Annotated in this window: 19 protein-coding genes; 8 read left to right on the top strand and 11 right to left on the bottom strand. The window is 73.2% G+C overall.

The features are described from left to right. Positions 1 to 15 precede the first annotated feature (15 nt). The 5 genes from pyrH to ACIPKM_RS02200 form a co-directional block, all read right to left on the bottom strand. Entirely contained in the window at positions 16 to 735 is a 720-nt protein-coding gene (pyrH, locus tag ACIPKM_RS02220; protein ID WP_070416390.1) for a UMP kinase, read from the bottom strand. A 153-nt stretch (positions 736 to 888) separates the two neighbouring features. Then, positions 889 to 1,716, bottom strand: coding sequence for a translation elongation factor Ts (gene tsf, locus ACIPKM_RS02215; protein ID WP_309888856.1), 828 nt, complete (start codon positions 1,714 to 1,716; stop codon positions 889 to 891). A gap of 81 nt (positions 1,717 to 1,797) precedes the next feature. Next, the gene (rpsB, locus tag ACIPKM_RS02210; protein ID WP_070416392.1) at positions 1,798 to 2,739 is read right to left on the bottom strand and encodes a 30S ribosomal protein S2; all 942 of its coding nucleotides are present in this window, start codon (positions 2,737 to 2,739) and stop codon (positions 1,798 to 1,800) included. A gap of 576 nt (positions 2,740 to 3,315) precedes the next feature. Beyond that, positions 3,316 to 4,092 (bottom strand): endonuclease/exonuclease/phosphatase family protein, encoded by a 777-nt coding sequence (locus ACIPKM_RS02205; RefSeq protein ID WP_402736081.1) that lies wholly within the window; start codon positions 4,090 to 4,092, stop codon positions 3,316 to 3,318. 134 nt (positions 4,093 to 4,226) lie between these two features. Further along, a complete protein-coding gene (locus ACIPKM_RS02200) occupies positions 4,227 to 5,630 on the bottom strand; it encodes an MFS transporter (protein WP_071302674.1) in 1,404 nt (467 codons plus the stop codon). A gap of 156 nt (positions 5,631 to 5,786) precedes the next feature. On the opposite strand from ACIPKM_RS02200, the gene ACIPKM_RS02195 reads away from it, so the two are divergent. From ACIPKM_RS02195 to ACIPKM_RS02175, 5 genes are read left to right on the top strand one after another with little or no spacing between them, the layout of a single operon-like run. After that, complete coding sequence (locus ACIPKM_RS02195) at positions 5,787 to 7,010, top strand: alanine racemase (RefSeq protein WP_402736080.1); 1,224 nt, start codon at positions 5,787 to 5,789, stop codon at positions 7,008 to 7,010. Beyond that, positions 7,010 to 7,852, top strand: coding sequence for an IclR family transcriptional regulator (locus ACIPKM_RS02190; RefSeq protein WP_402736079.1), 843 nt, complete (start codon positions 7,010 to 7,012; stop codon positions 7,850 to 7,852). The genes ACIPKM_RS02195 and ACIPKM_RS02190 overlap by 1 nt, the downstream gene beginning before the upstream one ends. Beyond that, positions 7,849 to 8,826: a sugar kinase gene (locus ACIPKM_RS02185; RefSeq protein WP_402736078.1), complete on the top strand. Its 978-nt coding sequence runs from the start codon at positions 7,849 to 7,851 to the stop codon at positions 8,824 to 8,826. Before ACIPKM_RS02190 ends, ACIPKM_RS02185 begins: the two co-directional genes overlap by 4 nt. A gap of 17 nt (positions 8,827 to 8,843) precedes the next feature. Beyond that, complete coding sequence (locus tag ACIPKM_RS02180) at positions 8,844 to 9,506, top strand: bifunctional 4-hydroxy-2-oxoglutarate aldolase/2-dehydro-3-deoxy-phosphogluconate aldolase (RefSeq protein ID WP_402736077.1); 663 nt, start codon at positions 8,844 to 8,846, stop codon at positions 9,504 to 9,506. Beyond that, a complete protein-coding gene (locus ACIPKM_RS02175; protein ID WP_402736076.1) occupies positions 9,503 to 11,116 on the top strand; it encodes an amidohydrolase family protein in 1,614 nt (537 codons plus the stop codon). The genes ACIPKM_RS02180 and ACIPKM_RS02175 overlap by 4 nt, the downstream gene beginning before the upstream one ends. Before the next feature lie 61 nt (positions 11,117 to 11,177). Here ACIPKM_RS02175 and ACIPKM_RS02170 read toward each other — a convergent pair whose 3' ends face one another. Next, positions 11,178 to 11,567 carry a RidA family protein gene (locus tag ACIPKM_RS02170; protein ID WP_070418297.1) on the bottom strand — a complete coding sequence of 130 codons (390 nt, stop codon included), beginning with the start codon at positions 11,565 to 11,567 and terminating at the stop codon, positions 11,178 to 11,180. A 249-nt stretch (positions 11,568 to 11,816) separates the two neighbouring features. Between ACIPKM_RS02170 and ACIPKM_RS02165 the strand changes: the two genes are divergently transcribed. Continuing rightward, on the top strand, positions 11,817 to 13,061 hold the full coding sequence (locus ACIPKM_RS02165) for a hypothetical protein (RefSeq protein ID WP_229086885.1): 1,245 nt from the start codon (positions 11,817 to 11,819) through the stop codon (positions 13,059 to 13,061). Positions 13,062 to 13,131: 70 nt separating this feature from the next. On the opposite strand, the gene ACIPKM_RS02160 is transcribed toward ACIPKM_RS02165, so the two are convergent. From ACIPKM_RS02160 to ACIPKM_RS02150, 3 genes are all read right to left on the bottom strand, one after another. Further along, a complete protein-coding gene (locus ACIPKM_RS02160) occupies positions 13,132 to 13,623 on the bottom strand; it encodes a pyridoxamine 5'-phosphate oxidase family protein (protein ID WP_070418296.1) in 492 nt (163 codons plus the stop codon). 326 nt (positions 13,624 to 13,949) lie between these two features. Then, complete coding sequence (locus ACIPKM_RS02155; RefSeq protein WP_070418295.1) at positions 13,950 to 14,573, bottom strand: hypothetical protein; 624 nt, start codon at positions 14,571 to 14,573, stop codon at positions 13,950 to 13,952. A gap of 147 nt (positions 14,574 to 14,720) precedes the next feature. Beyond that, positions 14,721 to 15,830 (bottom strand): LLM class flavin-dependent oxidoreductase, encoded by a 1,110-nt coding sequence (locus tag ACIPKM_RS02150; RefSeq protein ID WP_402736075.1) that lies wholly within the window; start codon positions 15,828 to 15,830, stop codon positions 14,721 to 14,723. 110 nt (positions 15,831 to 15,940) lie between these two features. Here ACIPKM_RS02150 and ACIPKM_RS02145 point away from each other — a divergent pair, with 110 nt between their 5' ends. Then, positions 15,941 to 16,849 carry an SDR family oxidoreductase gene (locus ACIPKM_RS02145; protein ID WP_402736074.1) on the top strand — a complete coding sequence of 303 codons (909 nt, stop codon included), beginning with the start codon at positions 15,941 to 15,943 and terminating at the stop codon, positions 16,847 to 16,849. 48 nt (positions 16,850 to 16,897) lie between these two features. Here the strand turns inward: ACIPKM_RS02145 and ACIPKM_RS02140 are convergent, their stop codons facing one another. Continuing rightward, a complete protein-coding gene (locus ACIPKM_RS02140; RefSeq protein ID WP_402736073.1) occupies positions 16,898 to 17,608 on the bottom strand; it encodes an SGNH/GDSL hydrolase family protein in 711 nt (236 codons plus the stop codon). Positions 17,609 to 17,709: 101 nt separating this feature from the next. Beyond that, on the bottom strand, positions 17,710 to 18,498 hold the full coding sequence (locus tag ACIPKM_RS02135; protein ID WP_402736072.1) for an NRDE family protein: 789 nt from the start codon (positions 18,496 to 18,498) through the stop codon (positions 17,710 to 17,712). Positions 18,499 to 18,563: 65 nt separating this feature from the next. On the opposite strand from ACIPKM_RS02135, the gene ACIPKM_RS02130 reads away from it, so the two are divergent. Continuing rightward, a complete protein-coding gene (locus ACIPKM_RS02130; protein WP_402736175.1) occupies positions 18,564 to 19,910 on the top strand; it encodes a bifunctional phosphopantothenoylcysteine decarboxylase/phosphopantothenate synthase in 1,347 nt (448 codons plus the stop codon). Positions 19,911 to 19,944 lie beyond the last annotated feature (34 nt).

Below are 19,944 nucleotides of genomic sequence, written 5' to 3'. Positions count from 1 at the left end.
AGTCAGCGGACGGGGTCAGTTGCTGACCACCGTGCCGATGCGCTCGCCCCGGATCGCGGCGGCGACGTTGCCGTCGCCCTCCATGCCGAAGACGTGCATCGGCATGCCGTTGTCCATGCAGAGTGAGAACGCGGTGGCGTCGACGACCTTGAGACCCTTCAGGAGCGCGTCCTGGTAGGTGACGTGATGGAGCTTCTCCGCCGTGGCGTCCTTCTTCGGGTCCGCCGTGTAGACGCCGTCGACGCCGTTCTTGGCGACGAGGACCTCTTGTGCGTCGATCTCGAGGGCACGCTGCGCGGCGACCGTGTCGGTCGAGAAGTAGGGCAGGCCCGCCCCGGCACCGAAGATGACGATGCGCCCCTTCTCGAGGTGCCGCTCGGCGCGCCGCGGGATGTACGGCTCGGCGACCTGGGTCATGCTGATCGCCGACTGCACCCGCGTGGCGGCTCCGGCCTGCTCGAGGAAGTCCTGCAGCGCGAGGGCGTTCATGACCGTCCCGAGCATGCCCATGTAGTCGGCCCGCCCGCGGTCCATGCCCCGCTGGGAGAGCTCGGCGCCGCGGAAGAAGTTCCCGCCGCCGACGACGATCGCGACCTCGACCTCCTGCGCGGCGACCGCGATCTCCTTCGCGATCGTGCTGATGACGTCCGGGTTCACACCGAGCGAACCGGCACCGAACGCCTCCCCCGACAGCTTCAGCAGGACCCGGCGGCGTCCGGTCTTCTCGTTCGTCATGTGGTCGCACCCTTCGTCGAATGTCTCGTGGGAATCTACCCGGCCGCAGCCGGTCCGGCGGAGGCGGGTCGCGCCTCCAGTCGGTGCTCGCGCGTGTCGGCGCGCGAAAACGGGGCCCGGAACCTGGTGGTTCCGAGCCCCGTCACGGGTTCGTTACGCGCCGACCTTGACGCGGGCGAAGCCCTGGATCGTGATGCCGGCGTTCTCGGCGGCCTTCGCGACGGACAGCTTGTTGTCCTTCGCGTAGTCCTGGTCGAGGAGCGCGACCTGCTTGCGGTAGGCGTTGAGGCGACCCTCGACGATCTTCGGCAGGGCGGCCTCGGGCTTGCCCTCCTCGCGCGTGATCGCCTCGACGGTCGCGCGCTCCTTCTCGATCGCCTCGGCCGGGATCTCGTCCCGCGTGAGGTAGGTCGGGTTCGCGAACGCGACGTGCTGCGCGATGGAACGGGCCTCGGCCGCGTCGGAGCCCGAGTAGGCGATGACGACGGCGATCTGCGGCGGGAGGTCCTGGCTGGTCTTGTGCAGGTAGACCTCGAACGCGTCGCCCTCGACACGGGTGACCGTGCGGAGCGCGAGCTTCTCACCGAGGGCGGCAGCGGCCTCGTCGATGACCTCGGCGACCGTCTTGCCGTCCAGCGGCGCAGCGTTGCCGGCCTCGACGTCGGCGGCACCGGCGGCGGCGACCGCGGCGACGACCTTGTCGGCGAGGGTGGTGAACTTCTCGTTCTTCGCGACGAAGTCGGTCTCGCTCGCGAGCTCGACGACGGTCGCGGCGCCACCGTCGGTCGACGCGACGACGACACCCTCGGAGGTCGCACGGTCGTCGCGCTTGGCGACGGCCTTCGCGCCCTTGATGCGGAGCAGCTCGACGGCCTTGTCGTAGTCGCCGTCGGCCTCGACGAGCGCGTTCTTCGCGTCCATCATGCCGGCCCCGAGGTCCTCGCGGAGCTTCTTCACGTCAGCAAGGCTGTAGTTGGCCATTGACTGGAGTCCTTTCTGGACTGAGCGTTTGTGGAGAGTGGAGCAGGGGCGCCGGACCGATCGACCCGACGCCCCCGATGGTCACTCGGCGGGGGTGGTCTCCGCAGCGGCCTCGGCCTCGGCCGTCGGCTCTGCGTTCTTCGCGTCGTCGGCGATCGGCTCGCCGATCTCCTTCGCGGCGACCTGCGCGTCAGCGTCGTTCTCTTCGACCGGGGTCTCGGCCTCGGCAGCGGCGGGCGTCGCGGTCGCAGCCGCCGGCGCGGCGGTCTCGCCACCGAGGAGCTCCTGCTCCCACTCGGCGAGGGGCTCGGCCGCAGCCTCGTCGTCGCCACCGTTGTGGCGGGTCTTCAGGCCCTCGGCCGCGGCGTCGGCGACGATGCGGGTGAGGAGACCGACGGAGCGGATCGCGTCGTCGTTGCCCGGGATCGGGTACGTGATCTCGTCGGGGTCGCAGTTGGTGTCGAGGATGCCGATGATCGGGATACCGAGCTTCTGCGCCTCGTCGACGGCGAGGTGCTCCTTCTTGGTGTCGACGATCCAGAGCGCGCTCGGGGTCCGCGTGAGGTTGCGGATACCACCGAGGGTCTTGTGGAGCTTGTCCAGCTCGCGCTTCTTGATGAGGAGCTCCTTCTTGGTGAAGCCCTTCGTCGTGTCGTCGAAGTCGATCTCCTCGAGCTCCTTCATGCGCGCGAGGCGCTTGGAGACCGTCTGGAAGTTCGTGAGCAGACCGCCGAGCCAACGCTGGTTGACGTACGGCTGGCCGACGCGGGTCGCCTGCTCGGCGATGGAGCCCTGGGCCTGCTTCTTGGTGCCCACGAAGAGGATCGTGCCACCGTGCGCGACCGTCTCCTTGACGAAGTCGTACGCGCGGTCGATGAAGGCCAGCGACTGCTGCAGGTCGATGATGTGGATGCCGGAGCGCTCGGCGAGGATGAATCGCTTCACCTTCGGGTTCCACCGACGGGTCTGGTGTCCGAAGTGGACGCCGCTGTCGAGCAGCTGGCGGATGGTGACGACGGCCATGTGCCGTCCTCCTTCTGTCTTCTCGGCGCGCAGCCGTGCTCTCGCACGTCGCTGCGGACCTGTTGCGGTTGTGTCGATCACGACCGTCGGTCGTGGTCCCTGGTGCCCTGGCACGCGACCGCCCGCTCGTGAGAGCGAGACCGATGGTCGGGTGCCGCGCCGGTGACGGCGCTGTGGACACGCGAAGTCAGCGCGCCGGAGCGCACTGCTGATCAGATGCTAGCAGACGGTGGACGCACAGGAGGCGGGGGGGGGGGGGGGGCCCCCCCCCCCCCCCCCGGGGGGGGGGGGGGGGGGGCGGGGGGGGCGGGGGGGGGGGCGGGGCCCCCCCCGGGGGGCGGGCCCCCCCCCGCCGGCGGGGGCGCGGGGGGGGCGGGGGGGGGGGCGGGGGCGGGCGGGGGCCCGCGGGGGGGGGGGGGGGGGCGCCCCCCCCCCCCCCCCCCGCGCCTCCTGTGCATGCGTCCGTCACCGCGCGGGCCGAGGTCGCACGTTCTGCCGTCCCTGCCTCGAGCGCGCGGCAGTTCGTGCGACCTCGGCGACCCACGTGCGGCGTGTTGCGCGACCTCGGCGGGCCCGTCAGGCGGCCGGGGACTCCATGGTGGCGACGGTGCCCGTCGCACCCGGGTGCTCGTAGTGCGCACGCACCAGGATCGGACGGTGGTCGGAGATGCCCGCGGGCAGGGTCTCCACGCCGGCGATGTGCAGCCCCACGCTCGTGGCGAAGTCGAAGTGCCCCGTGAACTTGCGGTAGCGCAGGTACGTCGGCTGGTCGGAGAGCGACAGCGCGAACCCGTGCTGCTCGATCTTCCGGCGCAGGTTCGTCTGGAACCAGGGGTAGTTGAAGTCGCCGACCATGATCGCCGGGGCGTCGTTCGAGAGCTCGCGGACGAACTGGTGCGCTGCCTCGATCTGCTTGCGGCGCAGCGAGTTCGTGGCGGTGAGGGGTGAGGCGTGGAAGGACGCGACGATGACCTCGGCGTCGACCTCCTTGTCGCGCAGGTGCATGGCGATCAGGCGCTCGTGCGCGGGCGCGAGGACCCGGTCGTGCAGCGACTTCTGCAGGGAGTGGATGCTGAAGTCCTCGACCTCGAACCGGTCGTCGCGCTTGTAGATCGCGAGGCCGAGCCGGTTCGCCTTGGTCGACGCGGCGAGGGAGAGGCCGGCGATCGAGGGGGCGAGGTCGTTGCTGTCGCACTCCTGCACGCAGATGACGTCGGCCTGGGACGCTTCAGCCAGGGAGGCGAGCTCGCCGTTCGCGGTGTGCTCGCGGAGGTTGTAGCTGACGACGCGCAACCCGGTCGGTTCCACGGCCGTCTCGGCTGTGATCGTCCCCTGCTGCTCTGGCGCGGCCATGCTGCCTTCCTGTTCCGGGCGTTTCCGGTCGCCCTGCCGCGGCAACCGTACTCGGCGTTCGCGGACTGTTGCTGAGACTGTAGCGCGGCCTCGGTTTCGTGCGTGTGACCGCGGGGAAAACGGACGATGCGCGCTCAGGCCCGGACGCGACGGGCGGGGCGGACGGTCTCGCCGGCTGTACGGCTCATCAGGACGCCCTCGATGCAGGCGACGACGAGCAGGGCGGCGATCACCCAGAACGCGGCGTCGTACGGACCGGATCCGCCGAGGCCCGAGGCGGCCCGGATGACCACGGCGCCGACCGCGACACCGAACCCGGCGGCGGTCTGCTGCAGGGTCGACGAGAGCGTGTTCGCCGGGGTCATGTCCGCCTGCTCGACGTCGGCGAACGCGATGGTGTTGTAGGCCGTGAAGCCCACCGACCGCGCCGCACCACTGACGACGAGGAGCACGGCGAGGAGCCAGAACGGGGTGTCCTCGGTCATGAACACCATCGCGACGACGCTCAGCGCCGCGACCGCGCTCGACACGATGATCACCGGCCGGTACCCGAACCAGCGCAGGAACGGCGTCGTCATGGGCTTGATGCCGAGGTTGCCCACGAAGACCCACAGCACGGCGGACCCGGCGAGCACGGCGCTCCACCCCCACGCGTCCTGGAACAGCAGCGGCAGGACGAACGGCACGGCGGAGACGGCCAGGCGGAACAGGCTGCCGCCGGCGTGCGACACCCGGAAGGTCTCGAGCCGGAACGAGTCGAGCCCCATGATCGGGTGCGGCGCCCGACGGAAGTGCCAGATCGCCAGCCAGCAGCCGACCGCCCCGACGACGCCGGAGAGCACGACCGCCAGCACGGGCACGCGGTCCAGGGCGAGCAGGGACGCCATGACCACGAGCGACCCGAGGCCGAAGCAGGCGAGCAGCGACCCGAACCAGTCGAACGGCACCCGCTCGGACGCCCGCTCCTGCGGCACGAGGACGAGCGCGGCGACGAACGCGATGACCCCGAGCGGGATGTTGATGAGGAAGATCCAGTGCCACGTCAGGGTGTCGACGAGCACGCCGCCCACGAACGGCGCGATGATCGGCGCGGCGAGGGCGGGCCAGGTCAGGATCGCGATGGCCGTGACGAGCTGCTCGCGTCCGGCGCTCCGCAGGACGACGAGCCGCCCGACGGGGACCATCAGCGCGCCGCCGAGCCCCTGCACGATGCGCCAGATCGTCAGGTCGACGAGCCCGGTGGAGAGGGCGCACAGACCCGACGCCACGGTGAACAGGACGATCGCGCCGGCGAAGACCGTCCGCGAGCCGATCCGGTCGGTCAACCATCCGCTCACGGGGATGAACACCGCGAGGGTGACCAGGTACGCCGTGATCGCCACGCCGATGGCCGCCGAGTCGACGCCGAGGTCCCGGCCCATGGCGGGAGCGGCCGTGGCCAGGATGGTGCCGTCGAGGAGCTCCATGAAGAAGGTCCCTGCGACGAGCACGGCCACCGCGGTGCTCCCCCGTCGTCGTGTCGTCATCGTCGTCGTCATGGCAGGACAAATGCTATGCCCGATCGGTTTCCGTGACGTCCGGGGACGGCGCTGACGGGATGGTGTTCTGCACCGCAGAATGAGGAGGACGAGCGCGTTGCCCCCGACACCCGGCCACCGGGAGCGTGGAGGCACCGCAGACGCACAGGAGGATCGATGACGTCCACACCCGGCACGGTCACCACGAAGGGCGCGCCCGACCCGGCAGCACCGGCACGCCGGCACGTCCTCGAGCACGCGCACCTGCCGGTGATGACCCTCCGCGAGTCGGCACTGGCGAACAACACCGCCGTGATGCAGGCGTACGTCGAGCGGCACGGTCTGCTCTTCGCGCCGCACATGAAGACGCACATGGCACCGGCGCTCGCCGCACGACAGATCACCGCCGGCGCCTGGGGCGTCACGGTCGCCTCGGTCCAGCAGGCGATGGTCGCGTGGGAGCACGGCATCCACCGGATCGTCGTCGCGAACGAGGTCCTCGACCCCACCGGTCTCGCCTGGCTCGCCTCCCGCCGCGCCGCCGACCCGGACGCCGACGTCCTCTGCTGGGTCGACTCCCCCGCCGGGGTCGAGGCCGGCCGCGCGGCACAGGACGCGGTCGACGGCGACCTGCACGTGGTCGTCGAGGTCGGCTTCCCCGGCGGTCGCACCGGCGTCCGCACCGCACAGCAGGCACAGGACCTCGCACAGCTCGCCCACGACCGGGGGCTCTCGTTCCGAGGCGTCGCCGGGTACGAGGGCGGCCTGCCCGACGTCCGCGCCGCCCGCGCCTACGTCGCGGGGGTGCTCGCCGTCGCGGCGGCCGTCCGCCCGCTGGTCGAGGCCCCGCGCGCCCTGCTCAGCATGGGCGGCAGCGCCTGGTTCGACGGCGTGGTCGACGCGGTCGCCACCCGCCCCGACGACCTCGACGTGCTGCTCCGGTCCGGCGCGTCCCTCACCCACGACGACGGCTTCTACGCCGAGCGCACCCCCTTCGGCCGCCACCCCGACGAGGGCTCGCTCCTGGCCGCGATCGAGGTCTGGGGACGCGTCACGTCGTGCCCCGAGCCCGGGCTCGCGCTCGTCGCGGTCGGCAAGCGGGACATCTCCTTCGACGAGGGGCTGCCGGTGGTCCGTTCCGTCCGTTCCGTCCGGCACGTCGGACCAGGAGGCGCGGCTGGCGTCGTCCCCGTGGCACCCGACCCCGGGGCGGTCACCGTCACCCGCCTCGACGACCAGCACTGCTACCTCGCGCTGGCGGACGGGGCACCCGGGCTCGCGCCCGGCGACGTCGTCGTGTTCGGCATCTCGCACCCGTGCACCGTCTTCGACAAGTGGCGCCAGGTGACCGTCATCGACGACGACGAGACCGTCCTCGACACGATCGCGACGTGGTTCTGATGCGCGCCACCACCCCCGTCGCCCCCTCCACCGAGGACGCTCCGGCACGAAACGCCGCCCTGTCGCTCCGACGCGGGCTGCGGCTGCTCGACCGCATCGCCGACCGCACCCGGAACGGCGAGCCGTCGGTGTCGCTGACGGTGCTCGCCGCGGAGCTCGGCACCTCGAAGTCGACCGTGCTCCGGCTGACCGCCCCGATGCTCGAGAACGACCTGCTGCGCCGCACCCCGGACGCCGGCTTCACCCTCGGGCTCGGGGCGCTGCTGCTCGGGCAGAGCTACCTCGAGGGCATCGACCTCCGCGCCGCCGCAGCACCGTTCCTCCGGCGGACCGCGGAACGCACGGGGCTCACCTGCCACCTCGTCGTCCCGGACGGCACCGACATCGTCTACGTCGACAAGGTCGAGACGCGGGGCACCGTCCGGATGGGGTCGCGGATCGGCAACCGACTGCCGATGCGGAACACGGCCTCGGGCAAGGCGATGGTGGCGTTCGGCGAGCCGGAGCTGCTCGACCGGGTGCTCGCGGAACCGGCCACGGCGATGACCGAGCACTCCATCGTGGACGACGACCGCTGGCGCGCCGAGATCGACCGGACGCACGGCCGCGGCTACGGCATCGACGACCGCGAGAACGAGCCCGACATCCGCTGCGTCGCCGCGCCCGTGCTCGACCACGCGAACCAGGTCGTCGGCGCGATGAGCATCTCGGGGCTCGCCTCCCGGTTCCCCGCCGCGGCCGTCCGCGAACTCGGCGACGGCGTCGTCCGGACCGCGCTGGAGATCTCGGTCGCGCTCGGCTCCTCCTCCGCCCAGCTCGCCATGGCGAAGGGCACCCGGTGACCAGCCGCGTCCTGACCTTCGGGGAGACGATGCTGCTCCTCACCGGCGGGGACACGGGTGCCGTCCCCGACCTCGAGCACATGCGGGTCGACACCGGCGGAGCCGAGAGCAACGTCGCGATCGGCCTCGTGCGCGCCGGTGTCCCGACGACGTGGATCGGCCGCGTCGGCACCGACCCCGCCGGGGATCGCGTGACGCGCGACGTCCGGAGCGCGGGCGTCGACGTCGTCGCGGTGCCGGACCCGGACCGCTCGACGGGCATCATGATGAAGGAGCGCCTGGCCGACGGACGCACGCGGGTGACCTACCACCGCCGGGGTTCGGCGGGGTCGGCGCTGCGGGCGAGCGACCTGCCGGCGAGCGCCGTCGAACGCGCAGCGCTCCTGCACGTCACGGGCATCACCCTCGCCCTCTCCGAGGACGCCAGGGCCACCGTCCAGGCCGCGCTCGACCGCGCGGACGCCGCCGGGATCCCGGTGTCCTTCGACGTGAACCACCGGCCCAAGCTCATCGACGCCGAGACCGCCCGCGCCCGATACCGGGCCGTCGCCGCACGGTCGTCGATCGTGTTCGCCGGCGACGACGAGGCCCGACTCGTGCTCGGACTCGGCGACGACGAGGGCGACGACGAGACGCTCGCGCACGAGCTCGCCGCCCTCGGCCGGGGTCGTGCCGTCGTCAAGCTCGGCTCCCGGGGCGCGGTGGCGTCGGTGGACGGTGCGTTCCTGCGGCGCCCGGCGACCCCGGTGCGCGTCGTCGACCCCGTCGGTGCCGGTGACGCCTTCGTCGCGGGCTGGCTCGCGGCGACCCTCGGCGGAGCCACGACGGCCGAGGCGCTCGACCGTGCCGCCGACGCCGGTGCGCTCGCCTGCACGGTGGAGAGCGACTGGCGCCGTCCGGACCCGGCCGCGCTGCACGACCCGACCACCCCCACGGACGTCGACCACGCCGTCCACGACCGCGTCGACCGCTGAGGCGAGGAACGAAGACCATGACGAACACCACCAGCACCGACCCGTCCGCCGCTCCCCGCGTCCGGCACCGGCACGCCGCCGGCCCGGCGATCGCGATCCTGCGCGGCGGGACGGGCGAGCACGTCGAGGACGTCGTCGCGACACTGGTCGACGCCGGGGTCCGGGCGATCGAGATCACGACCAACACGCCCCGCTGGCGGGAGGGCATCGCCTGGGCCGTCGAGCGCTACGGCACGGGCGCGTCGATCGGCGTCGGCACGGTCCTCGAACCACGACAGCTCGACGAGGCCGCCGCCGCGGGTGCCGCGTTCGCGGTGAGCCCGCACCTCGACGCGGACATCGGGGAACGGGCGCACGAGCGTGGTCTGGGCTGGTACCCGGGTGCCGCCACCCCGACCGAGATCGTCCGCGCCTGGCAGCTCGGGGCGCGCGCGGTCAAGGTGTTCCCGGCCGCACAGCTCGGCGGCCCCGCGTTCCTCAAGCAGGTCCTCGCCCCGCTCGACTTCGTCGACGTCATCCCCACGGGCGGCATCGGCGTCGAGGACGCGTCCGAGTACCTGGCGGCCGGCGCCGTCGCCGTCGGCCTGGGTTCGCCGCTCGTCGGTGACGCCCTGACGACCGGCGACCTGGACGGCCTCCGCACCCGCGCCGAGCGACTCGTCGCGGGGCTCGCACGGTGACGTCCGAGGTCCTGCTCTCCGGCGGCTCCGTCGTCGACACCGACGGCACGGCCCACCGGTCGGACGTCCTCGTCCGCGACGGAGTGGTCGCCGAGCGAGGCGGGCCGGGCGAGCGCCTCCGGGCCGGGGCCGACGCCACGGTGATCGACTGCACCGGACGGCTCGTCATGCCCGGGTTCGTCGATGCGCACTCCCACGCCGGGTCCCTCGTGTTCGACGAGCCCGTGCAGCTCGCCCTCCTCCGGCAGGGCGTCACGACGATCGTCACCGGACAGGACGGCGTCGGGCCGGCACCGGGCGACGGCTCCTACGCCGCACGGTACTTCGCAGCGATCGACGGCCCCCACCCGACGTACCGCGGCGGTGGCATCGCGGGACTGCTCGCGACGTACGACGGCACGACCGCGCTGAACGTCGCCACCCTCGTGCCCGCCGGCACCGTCCGGCACGAGGTCACGGGCGACGACCCGGCCCCGGCCGACCCCGGCCGGCTCGACGCCATGCGTGCCCTCGTGCGGCAGGGCATGACGGACGGCGCCGTGGGGCTCGCGACCGGCCTCGACTACGTCCCCGGACTCCACGCCGGCACCGCGGAGATCGCCGCCCTCGCCGCCGAGTCCGCGGCCGCCGGCGGCACCTACGTGACCCACATGCGCGGCGGCTACGAGACGAACGCCGGCGCCGGCATCGAGGAGGTCGTCCGGATCGTGCGCGCGGGCGGCGGCCGCGCCCACGTCTCGCACCTCCACGCTCCCGTCGACCTCGCGCTGGCGGAGCTCGCCCACGCCGAGGCCCAGGGCGCCCCGCTGTCGTTCGACGCCTACCCGTACTCGCGCGGCTGCACGATCCTGTCGATGCTGCTCCTGCCCGCGGGCCTGGCCCGGCCGGGTACCGACGACCTCGCCCGGGCGCTCGCAGTGGACGGCGGGCGCGCTGCCGTCCGCGCCGCGGTGCTCGAACGGGTCCTCGGGCGCGCCGACCTCGGACCGGGCTGGGCCGAGCAGATCACGCTGTCGCACGTCCCCGCGCCCGAGTTCCACGCGCTGCAGGGCCGCACCCTCGCCGAGGCCGCCACCGCCACCGGGACGGACGCGGTCGACCTCGCGCTCGACGTCCTGGTCGACTCGGACCTGCAGGTCACGGTCGTGATGCGGGTGCCGCACCCGCGGACGCCCGAGCAGCTGGCGGAGCTGTTCCGGTCCGGCGGCCACACCGGCGGGTCCGACGGCATCTTCGTCGGGACGCACCCGCACCCCCGTGCGTACGGCACCTTCGCGCGGTACCTCGGGGACTACGCACGGCCCGGGCTGCTCACGTGGTGGGAGGTCCAGCAGCACCTGTCGACCCTGCCCGCCGAGCGCTTCGGACTCGGGCACCGCGGCGCCGTCGCGCCCGGGTGGATCGCCGACCTCGTCGTCGTCGACCCCGAGCGCGTCCGAGCCCGATCGACGTACGCCGAGCCGATGCTGCTGGCCGAGGGCGTCGACGACGTCCTCGTCGCGGGCGTGCCGGTGCTCACCGACGGCGCCCTGACGCACGCGACCCCCGGTGCCGGCATCCGCCGGACGACGTGGAGCCGTCCAGGCGGTGCGCGCACCGGAGGTCGATGAGGCTTCGCTCAGCGAGCACGCCGAGCGATCACGCCGAGCGATCACGCCGGGGCCGGCCGGGTCACTCCGCCGTCGGGAGCACCGCCACGACGTCGATCTCGACGAGGATGTTCGCCAGGTGCGACTGCACCGTGGTGCGGACCGGGTACGGCTGCGAGAAGTGCTTGGCGTACTCCTCGTTGAAGGCGGGGAAGTCGCGGTCGGAGTGCTCGAGGTGGACGGTCGACTTCACGACGTCGTCGAGCGTGGCGCCGTGCTCGGCCAGGACGGCGGCGACGTTCGCGAGCACCTGGGCGGTCTGCCCGGCGACGTCGTCGGCGATCTCGCCCGTGGCCGGGTCCTGCGGGCCGAAGCCGGCGGTGTAGAGGAAACCGTTCGCGACGATCCCCTGGCTGTACGGGCCGGCGGGCTTCGGCGCGTTGTCGGTCACGATGGCGGTCTTGTTCGGCACGGTGCTCCTCGGTGTCGATCGGGGTCGTTCGGACGTCGCCCACGGCACCGACCGCGCCGTCGCGGCCGGAGGACGACGCTCCCAGGCTAGGTGAGCGCCCCGCGCCGGACCCGCTCGCCCGTCGGGCTCGTTCCGGTCTGCAGAACGCGAGTCGCGCCTCCCGAGCCGAGCCGTGAGGAACACCCAGGCAATCGCCGTCTACGCTCGTACCGTGCCCTCTGCCATGCCCGAACACCGCGGAGCGCCGCGGTGAGCCGCCTGGACGGGACCCTGACGGAGTCGATCGCGAGCGGACGCCGCCGTGTCCTCGACCTCGCGACCGCCCTGCCGGCGTGGGCCGCCGTGCTCCTGGTGTGGACCGGCGGGCGCATCGTGTCGACGTTCTGGTTGGCGCTCGCGTTCCCGCTCATCGGGCGCGCCCTGCCGGAGAACGCGATCTGGGGCAACGACCACGGCTTCCTCAACTTCCTGACGGCGTGGGACGGGCAGTACTACGAGCAGATCTCGGTGCACGGGTACCCGACGACCCTGCCGCTCGACGCCGCGGGCCACGTCGCGCAGAACGCGTGGGCGTTCCTCCCGGCGTTCCCCTTCACGATCCGGATGCTGACCGCGTCGACCGGTGTGCCGTTCGACGTCGGCGCACCGGCGATCGCACTCCTCGCCGGACTGCTCGCCACCTACCTGCTGCACCGGCTCGTCCGCGACCGTGCGGGGTCGGCGGCGGCCATGTGGGCGGTCTTCTTCTTCACGTGCGGTCCGCTGTCGTTCCTGCTGCAGGTCGGGTACGCCGAGAGCATGTTCCTCGCCCTCGTGTTCGGGGCCCTCCTCGCGCTCGACCGTCGGCGGTACGGGCTCCTCACGGTGCTCGGGGTCGTCGCCGCGTTCACCCGGCCCGGAGCCCTCGCGATCCCGCTCGTCCTCGGGGTCGTCGCACTGGTGCGGTGGATCCGGGCGCGTCGGACCGAGGGGGTCCGGTCGCTCGACGCGTTCCCCGTGGCGGAGCGCGTGCGGGTCGTGGCCGCCGGCGTCGTGATGGTCGTCGCCGGGTTCGCGTGGCCGCTCATCGCCGCGCACGTGACCGGGTCGCCGAACGCCTACCTCGAGACCGAGATGTCCTGGTGGGTGAACTTCATCGGGCGGGTGGACTTCATGCCGCTCACGCCGTGGTTCCTCATCGCCGGCCGGTGGTTGGGCGTGGGCGGGATCCTCATCGTGGTGTTCCTGCTCGTGTCGTACCCGGTCTGGCTGCTGCGTCGGTCGACCCGGCGCCTCGGGTTCACGACCGTGGTCTTCTCGGCCTCGTACGCGCTCTACGTCTTCGCGGTGTCGTTGCCGATGGCCTCGACGCCCCGGCTCCTGATGCCGCTCGCGCCGCTGTTCGGGTCGCCGGAGCTCGTGGCGAAGCCGTGGATGCGGTGGACCCTGGTGGTCTGCGCGGTGCTCGGGCAGCCGGTGCTCGTCGCCGTGCTGTGGCTGCTCGGCCCGCCGTGACCGAACGGACGACGCCCGGCCCCCGCGGTGTGCGGGGACCGGGCGCGGTGCCGGGCGTGCGTCTTCGGCGCTAGAGCTCGATCGTGCCGTGGTCGCCGGTGTCCGGCTGACTCTGCTTGCCGATGGCGGCCTTGAGGGTCTGCACGAGGCTGCCGACCGGGCCGGTGTCCTGCGTCCAGTACTCGACCGAGTCGCCCTCGACGGTGAGGAGTCGGATCGAGGGGTCCTCGCGGCCGTCCGGGAACCAGGCCTCGGCGAACGGGGACCACAGCTCGTCGATGACGGAGTCGTCCTGGCTGACCGTCGCGGTGCCGGCGATCGACAGGTACCCGCCCTGCGACTCGATCGCGACGTTGACGTGCGGGTTCCGGGCGATGTCCTCGACCTTCTCGCTCCCGTCCTGCACGAGGAAGCGGAGTGTGCCGTGGAACGCCTTGTCCTGCACGGCGAGGGGCCGTGCGTGGAGCTGGCCGTCCTCGCTCACGGTCGTCAGGAGTGCCGTGTGGGCTCCGTGGACGATGTCCGAGATGGCTGCGCGCTGGTCTGCCTCTGTGTCGGTCATGGTGCTCCTCTCGCGTCGTGCGCCCCGTTGTGCTCGACGTGCGGCCGGCCCTCGGGGCGCTGTCCGTTCCGGCCAGTCTGCCCCTCGACGCTGAGCGCGTCCGGCGGACGGGGCTGCGGGGCCGTGCGGGCGCGGTCGGGGTCGCGGGCGCGGGCGCGGGCGGGAGTGTGCCGGAGTGTGCGACAACACCGATGTCGTACGACCTCGACGATGTCGCCACCGCGCGCGTGCAACTGTTGCGCCCGCAAGGAGCGACAACACCGACGTCGTACGACGGCGACGATGTCGTTCCGGGTCGCCCCGACCGCCCGGACGCGCGCCGCGCCTCAGACCGGCTCGCGGATGGTCGTCTCGACGTCGACGACCTGCGGGATCCGCGGCATCGAGGCGAACCCGAACGCCACGGGCGGGTCGAGCGGCGCCAACGACCCGAGCGACTCCCCCGCCCAGGTCCCCCGCACGCCCGTGACGTCGTGCGCCCCGGTCACGCCGTAGTACTCGCGACGCCCGTTGCCTGCCGACCCCGCGGTTCCCGACCCGGGTGCGACGAGCCGTGCGACCGGGTCGATCGCGGCGAGCCACCGGGGGTCGCGGGCGATCTGCTTGGGGACGATGCGGAGCACCCTCCCGAGCGGGGAGATCGTGCCGACGTCGATGGAGGCCTCGAGGGCGCCTGCCGACAGCTCGAGTCCCCTGGCGGTCCGGCGAGCCGAGACGTCGACGACCGAGACCGTGTCGAACCGGTAGGTCCCGGAGACGTACGCGGCCACGATCTCGTCGGGCGCGAGGAGCACCGAGGAGCCGTCCGGTAGCTCGAGGAAGACGTCCGTGAAGGCTCCGAACGGCGAGCGCTCCCACATGCCGACCACGATGCGGATGCCCGAGGTCGTGCCGACGCCCATGATCCGACCACGGAACCGACGTTCGAGTGCAGCGGGGCGTGACGACATGCCCTGGACCGTACCCGGCGACCCCGTGAGCGGCGCGGACGGGCCGAGCCGCGCCTCCAGACCCGCCGGACGGACCCGGACGGATCCGGCCGACCCGGCCGCGCCGCCGCGGCCGACCCGGCCGACCCGCCGCGGTCGACCCAGCGCCTACGCGACCGGCACCGGCGCCGCGAGCAGCTCGCGCACCCGCGGCGCGACCTGCGTGCCGTAGAGCTCGATCGACCGCATCATGTCCTCGTGCGGCAGACGCCCCGTCGCGTACCGCATGTCGAACCGCGTGACGCCGAGGATCCGCATGTTCCGCGCGATCTTCCGGGCGACCGTCTCCGGCGACCCGACGTAGAGCGACCCGCCCGCGGACAGCCCGGCACGGTAGCCGGCGACGTCCAGGGGCGGCCAGCCGCGCTCCCGACCGAGCTGGTCGGTGACGGCCTTGTGGTACGGCCAGTAGCGCTCGGCCGCCTCTTCGTCGGTGGCGGCGACGAACCCGGGCGAGTGCATCGCGATCGGCTGCTGCGGCAGGTCGAGCTGCGTGAGCGCCTGGCGGTAGAGGCGAGAGAACGGCGCGAACTGCGCGGGCTGTCCGCCGATGATCGCGAGGAACAGCGGCAGACCGTACGACGCCGCACGGATGACGGACTGCGGGGACCCGCCGACGCCGATCCAGGTCGGGATGGGGCCGTGCTCGAGCTTCGGGTAGACGTCCTGGTCGACGAGCGAGGCGCGCTTCGTGCCGGACCAGGTGACCGCGTCGCCGCCGCGGAGGGCTGCCCAGAGCTGGAGCTTCTCCTCGAAGAGGACCTCGTAGTCGGAGAGCTCGTACCCGAAGAGCGGGAAGGACTCGGTGAAGGACCCGCGGCCGAGGATGACCTCGGCACGACCGTCGGAGATCGCGTCGACGGTGGCGAAGCGCTCGTACACGCGCACCGGGTCGTCGGACGAGAGCACGGTGACGGCGGACCCGATCCGGATCGAGGAGGTCCGGGCGGCGATCGCGGCGAGGACGACCTCGGGGGCGCTCACGATGAAGTCGGCACGGTGGTGCTCGCCGACGCCGATGAAGTCGAGGCCGACCTGGTCGGCGAGGACTGCCTGGTCGACGACGTCGCGGATGCTCTGGGCGTCCGACTTGACGCTGCCGTCGGGCAGCTCGGTGACGTCGCCGAACGTGTCGAGGCCGAGCTGGACGGGGCCGATCCGTTCGGGTGCGGGCGGTGGCACGTCCGAGGGGCGGTCGGTGCCGAATGCGTTGCTCATGGTGTCCTGTCCTCCCGACCGCACGTCCATGCATCTGCATGTTCATGCGTTCGCATCAATCTAGCACCCTCGCACCGGATCCGCACCCCCTGCGGAGTACGGTCACGCCCATGCCGCAGATCCCCGACCAGACCGGCCGCCGCATCGTCGTCACCGGCGCGAACAGCGGAACCGGCAAGGAGACCGCCACCCGCCTCGCCGCAGCCGGCGCGTCCGTCGTCCTCGCCGTCCGCACGACCGCGAAGGGCGACCAGGCCGCAGCCGACATCCGTGCGGCGCACCCCGGCGCCGACGTCGAGGTGCGGGAGCTCGACCTCGCCGACCTCGCGAGCGTCCGACGGTTCGCCGCGGGCATCGCTGCGGACGACCGGACGCTCGACGTCCTCGTCAACAACGCCGGGGTGATGGCGCCACCGAAGCGGTTCGAGACGGTCGACGGCTTCGAGCTGCAGTTCGGCACGAACTTCCTCGGCCCGTTCGCCCTGACGAACCTGCTGCTCCCGACGCTGCTGCGCTCACCAGACGCCCGGGTCGCCACGATGTCGAGCCTCGCGGCGATCCCCGGCCGGATCCGCTTCGACGACCTGCAGTGGGAGCGCGGCTACAACGGCTGGCCGGCGTACGCGCAGTCGAAGCTCGCCGACCTGCTGCTGGCGCTGCACCTGCACCGGCTGTCGGTCGAGCTCGACTGGCCGCTCGTGAGCACCGCGGCGCACCCCGGCTACACCCGGACGAACCTGCAGTCGGCGGGGCGGTCGCTCGGTCGGTCGAAGCCGGTCCGGTCCTCGAACCGCGCGCTGCCCTTCACGCAGGACGTCGAGCAGGGCTCCGAGCCGCTGCTGTACGCCGCGGTCGGACCGAACGCGGTCGGCGGGGCGTACTACGGACCGTCGGGGCCGTTCGGGCTCGTCGGGCCGACCACGACCGTGTCGATCCCCGGTTCGGCACGGAAGGCCGATCTGGCGCGTTCCCTCTGGGCGGTCGCCGAGGACCTCACCGGGACCACCCCGCCCGTCTGAGTCGCCCGGACGGTCCAGGAGGCGCGGCTCGTCCCCGCCCGTCCGCCGTCAGAACCGCACGTGGTCGCGTTCGAACGCGGCCGTCACCGCCGCCGCGATGGCCCGCTGTCCGCGCACGGTCGGGTGCACGTCGTCGGACTGCATCCACGTCGGGTGCCCCCGCAGCGGCTCGCCGATGTCGACGTAGGTGCCGCCCTCGCGAGCGAGGGCGTGCCGGAGCGCCCCCGAGACGGACGCGAGCTGCGCGGGCGGGGCATCCTGGTTCCAGACGGCGCTGAGGCCGATGAGCCGCGCGTGCGGCAGCCGACGGTGCACCTCGTCGACGACCTGGTCGGTGGCGCTCCGGACCTCGGCGGTGTCGAGGCCGAGGTCGTTCGAGCTCGCCTGCACGAGGACGACCTCGGGACGGAGGTCGACCGCACGCCCGACGATGGTCGCGTAGTCGCTCGCGCAGTCGTCGTCGTCACCGAGGGCAGCCACGCCTGCGCCGTCGCACGACAGGTTCGTGAGCGACCAGCCCTGGGCGTCCGCGACGATGGCCGGCCACGCCTCGGCGGTGGTGAGGCCGTGCCCGCCGCTGATCGAGTCGCCGACGACCACCACGCCGACACCCGCGGCGTGGTCCCAGGGGCGGGTCGTCGCCGTCGGGTGGGGCGTCGCGTCGGCAGCGGCCGGCGGGCTCGAGGCGCACGCCCCGAGGGAGACGGCCACGACGACCGCCGTGAGGACGGCGAGCACGCTCCGGGTTGCGGTGGTCACGAACGGTGAAGGTACGCGCTCCGGCCATGCCCGGCCGCGGGTGCGCGCTGCGGGTGCGCTCAGGCGCGGTGCAGCGCGGTTCGGCTCGGCGAGGATCGCGCTCAGGCGCGGTGCAGCTCGACCGAACCGTCCAACCGGCCGGGCTCGGTCAGCCGCGCGTGCTGCAGGACGGTGCGCCCGGGGCCGACCGCCGCGGCCACGATCGACAGCGTCGCGAAGTGCCCGTCCGGCTCGTGCGCGTCCCGGAGGATCGCGTCCGGGTCGTCCGCCGGCAGCGACGCCGATCCGGCGAGCAGTCCGAACCAGCCGCCCCACCCGTCGCCGGCGTCGGCACCGGCGTCGGCCGCCCGCAGTTCGTCGAAGGGGCCGAGCAGCGGGGGCCCGACCGGAGCGTCCACGGCACGGAAGGCGTCGAGCCACCGCCCGATGCGCGGCGCCGCGGGGTCGTCCGGTTCGCCGTGCGTGACCATGTGCACGCCGGGGCCGAGCGCGGTCGTCCGGACCTCGGTGCCGTCCCACGTCGTGACCTCGGCACCGTCGGCCGTCGCCCGCACGAGGTTGAACGCGCGCGTCGTGGGCAGGGTGCCGTCATGTCCGGGGAGCGCCCCGGTGACCGCGTCGAGCGGGACGACCCCGCGGGTGGTCCACGTGCCGTCGTCGCTCGGCACCGGTTCGCCCCGGTTGAGCACGACCGCGAGCCCGGCGCCGTCCGACGCCGCGAGCCACGCCCCGCCCGCCGAACGGTCGCGGACGCCGCGGATCGACGGGTCGCGCTCGGGCCACCAGGCTGCCGGCGGGTCCCACGGACGCTCCGGCGACTCGTCGCGCATGGCGAGCATCGTGACGGGCCACTCGGACCCGGGGTCGACGCGGACGACGACGGTGCACATGGGATCGATCCTCGCACGACGTGCCGGGTAGCGTGACCGGTGTGAACGCAGCAGCAGAGCGCCGTCTGACCGTCGTCGTCGGGATCACCGGGGGCATCGCCGCGTACAAGGCCGTCGGCGTGGTCCGCGACCTCGTCAAGCGGGGACACGACGTGCACGTCGTCCCGACCGAGGGCGCGCTCCGCTTCGTCGGGCTGCCGACCCTCGAGGCACTCAGCCGCAACCCGGTCACCACGAGCGTGTTCGAGGACGTCGCCGAGGTGCGCCACGTCTCGCTCGGGCGCCGGGCGGACCTCGTGGTCGTCGCCCCCGCCACCGCGGACGCGCTCGCCCGGATGACCGCGGGGCTCGCCGGGGACCTGCTCGGCACGACACTGCTCGCGACCGAGGCGCCCGTCGTCGTCGCTCCCGCGATGCACCCGCAGATGTGGGAGCACCCGGCGACCCGGGCGAACGTCCAGACCCTGCGGGAGCGCGGCGTCCGGTTCGTCGGCCCCGTGGTCGGGGCCCTGACGGGCGACGACGCGGGGATCGGCCGGATGGCGGAGCCCGAGGACATCGTCGCCGGGGCCCTCGCGGTGCTGGACGACCCGGCACCGGCCGGCCGGACCGGCCCGGACAACCCGACGGACGCGGGTCGCGGCGACGGGGACGACCCGCGCCTCCCGACCGACACCGCCCTCCCGCCGACCGCAGCCGCCGCCGAGAAGGCGGGGACCACCGGCGCCCGCGGTGAGCTCGGCGACCTCGCCGGCGTCCGCGTCGTCGTGAGCGCCGGCGGCACGCGCGAGCCCTTCGACCCGGTCCGGTTCGTCGGCAACCGTTCGAGCGGTCGTCAGGGCGTCGCGATCGCCGCCGGCGCGGCCCGGCGCGGCGCGGCCGTGACGCTCGTGAGCGCGAACGTGGACGCGTCGCTGACCGCCGGACTCGACGCGACCGTCGTGCCGGTGGGGTCCGCCCTGGAGCTCGCCGACGCCGTCCACGCCGCAGCAGCCGACGCCGACGTCGTCGTGATGACCGCGGCCGTGGCCGACTACCGGCCCGCCGAGGTGCGAGCCGACAAGCTCAAGAAGGAGGCGCAGGGCGACACCATGACGCTGGAGCTGGTGCGGAACCCCGACGTCCTCGCCGACCTCGTCGCGTCGCGCCGGACCGGCCAGATCATCGTCGGCTTCGCGGCGGAGACCGAACCCGACCGTGCCGCGCGCATCGAGCTCGGCCGCGCCAAGATCGCCCGCAAGCCGGCGGACATGCTCGTCGTGAACCACGTCGGCTGGTCCGCGGGGTTCGAACGCGAGGAGAACGCTGTCGAGGTGCTCGTCCCCGGCGGCGAGGTGGTCCGCGAGGCCTCCGGCAGCAAGGCCGACGTCGCGACGGTCGTCCTCGACCTCGTCGCGACCGCACTGGCCTGAGCTGAGCCGAGCCGACCTGGGGACTCTCCGTGCG

The organism is Curtobacterium sp. NPDC086286, assembly GCF_044746255.1.
Taxonomy (GTDB): Bacteria; Actinomycetota; Actinomycetes; order Actinomycetales; family Microbacteriaceae; genus Curtobacterium.
The sequence above is the reverse complement of the archived record's forward strand: the minus strand, read 5'-3'. Positions and strand labels throughout refer to the sequence as shown.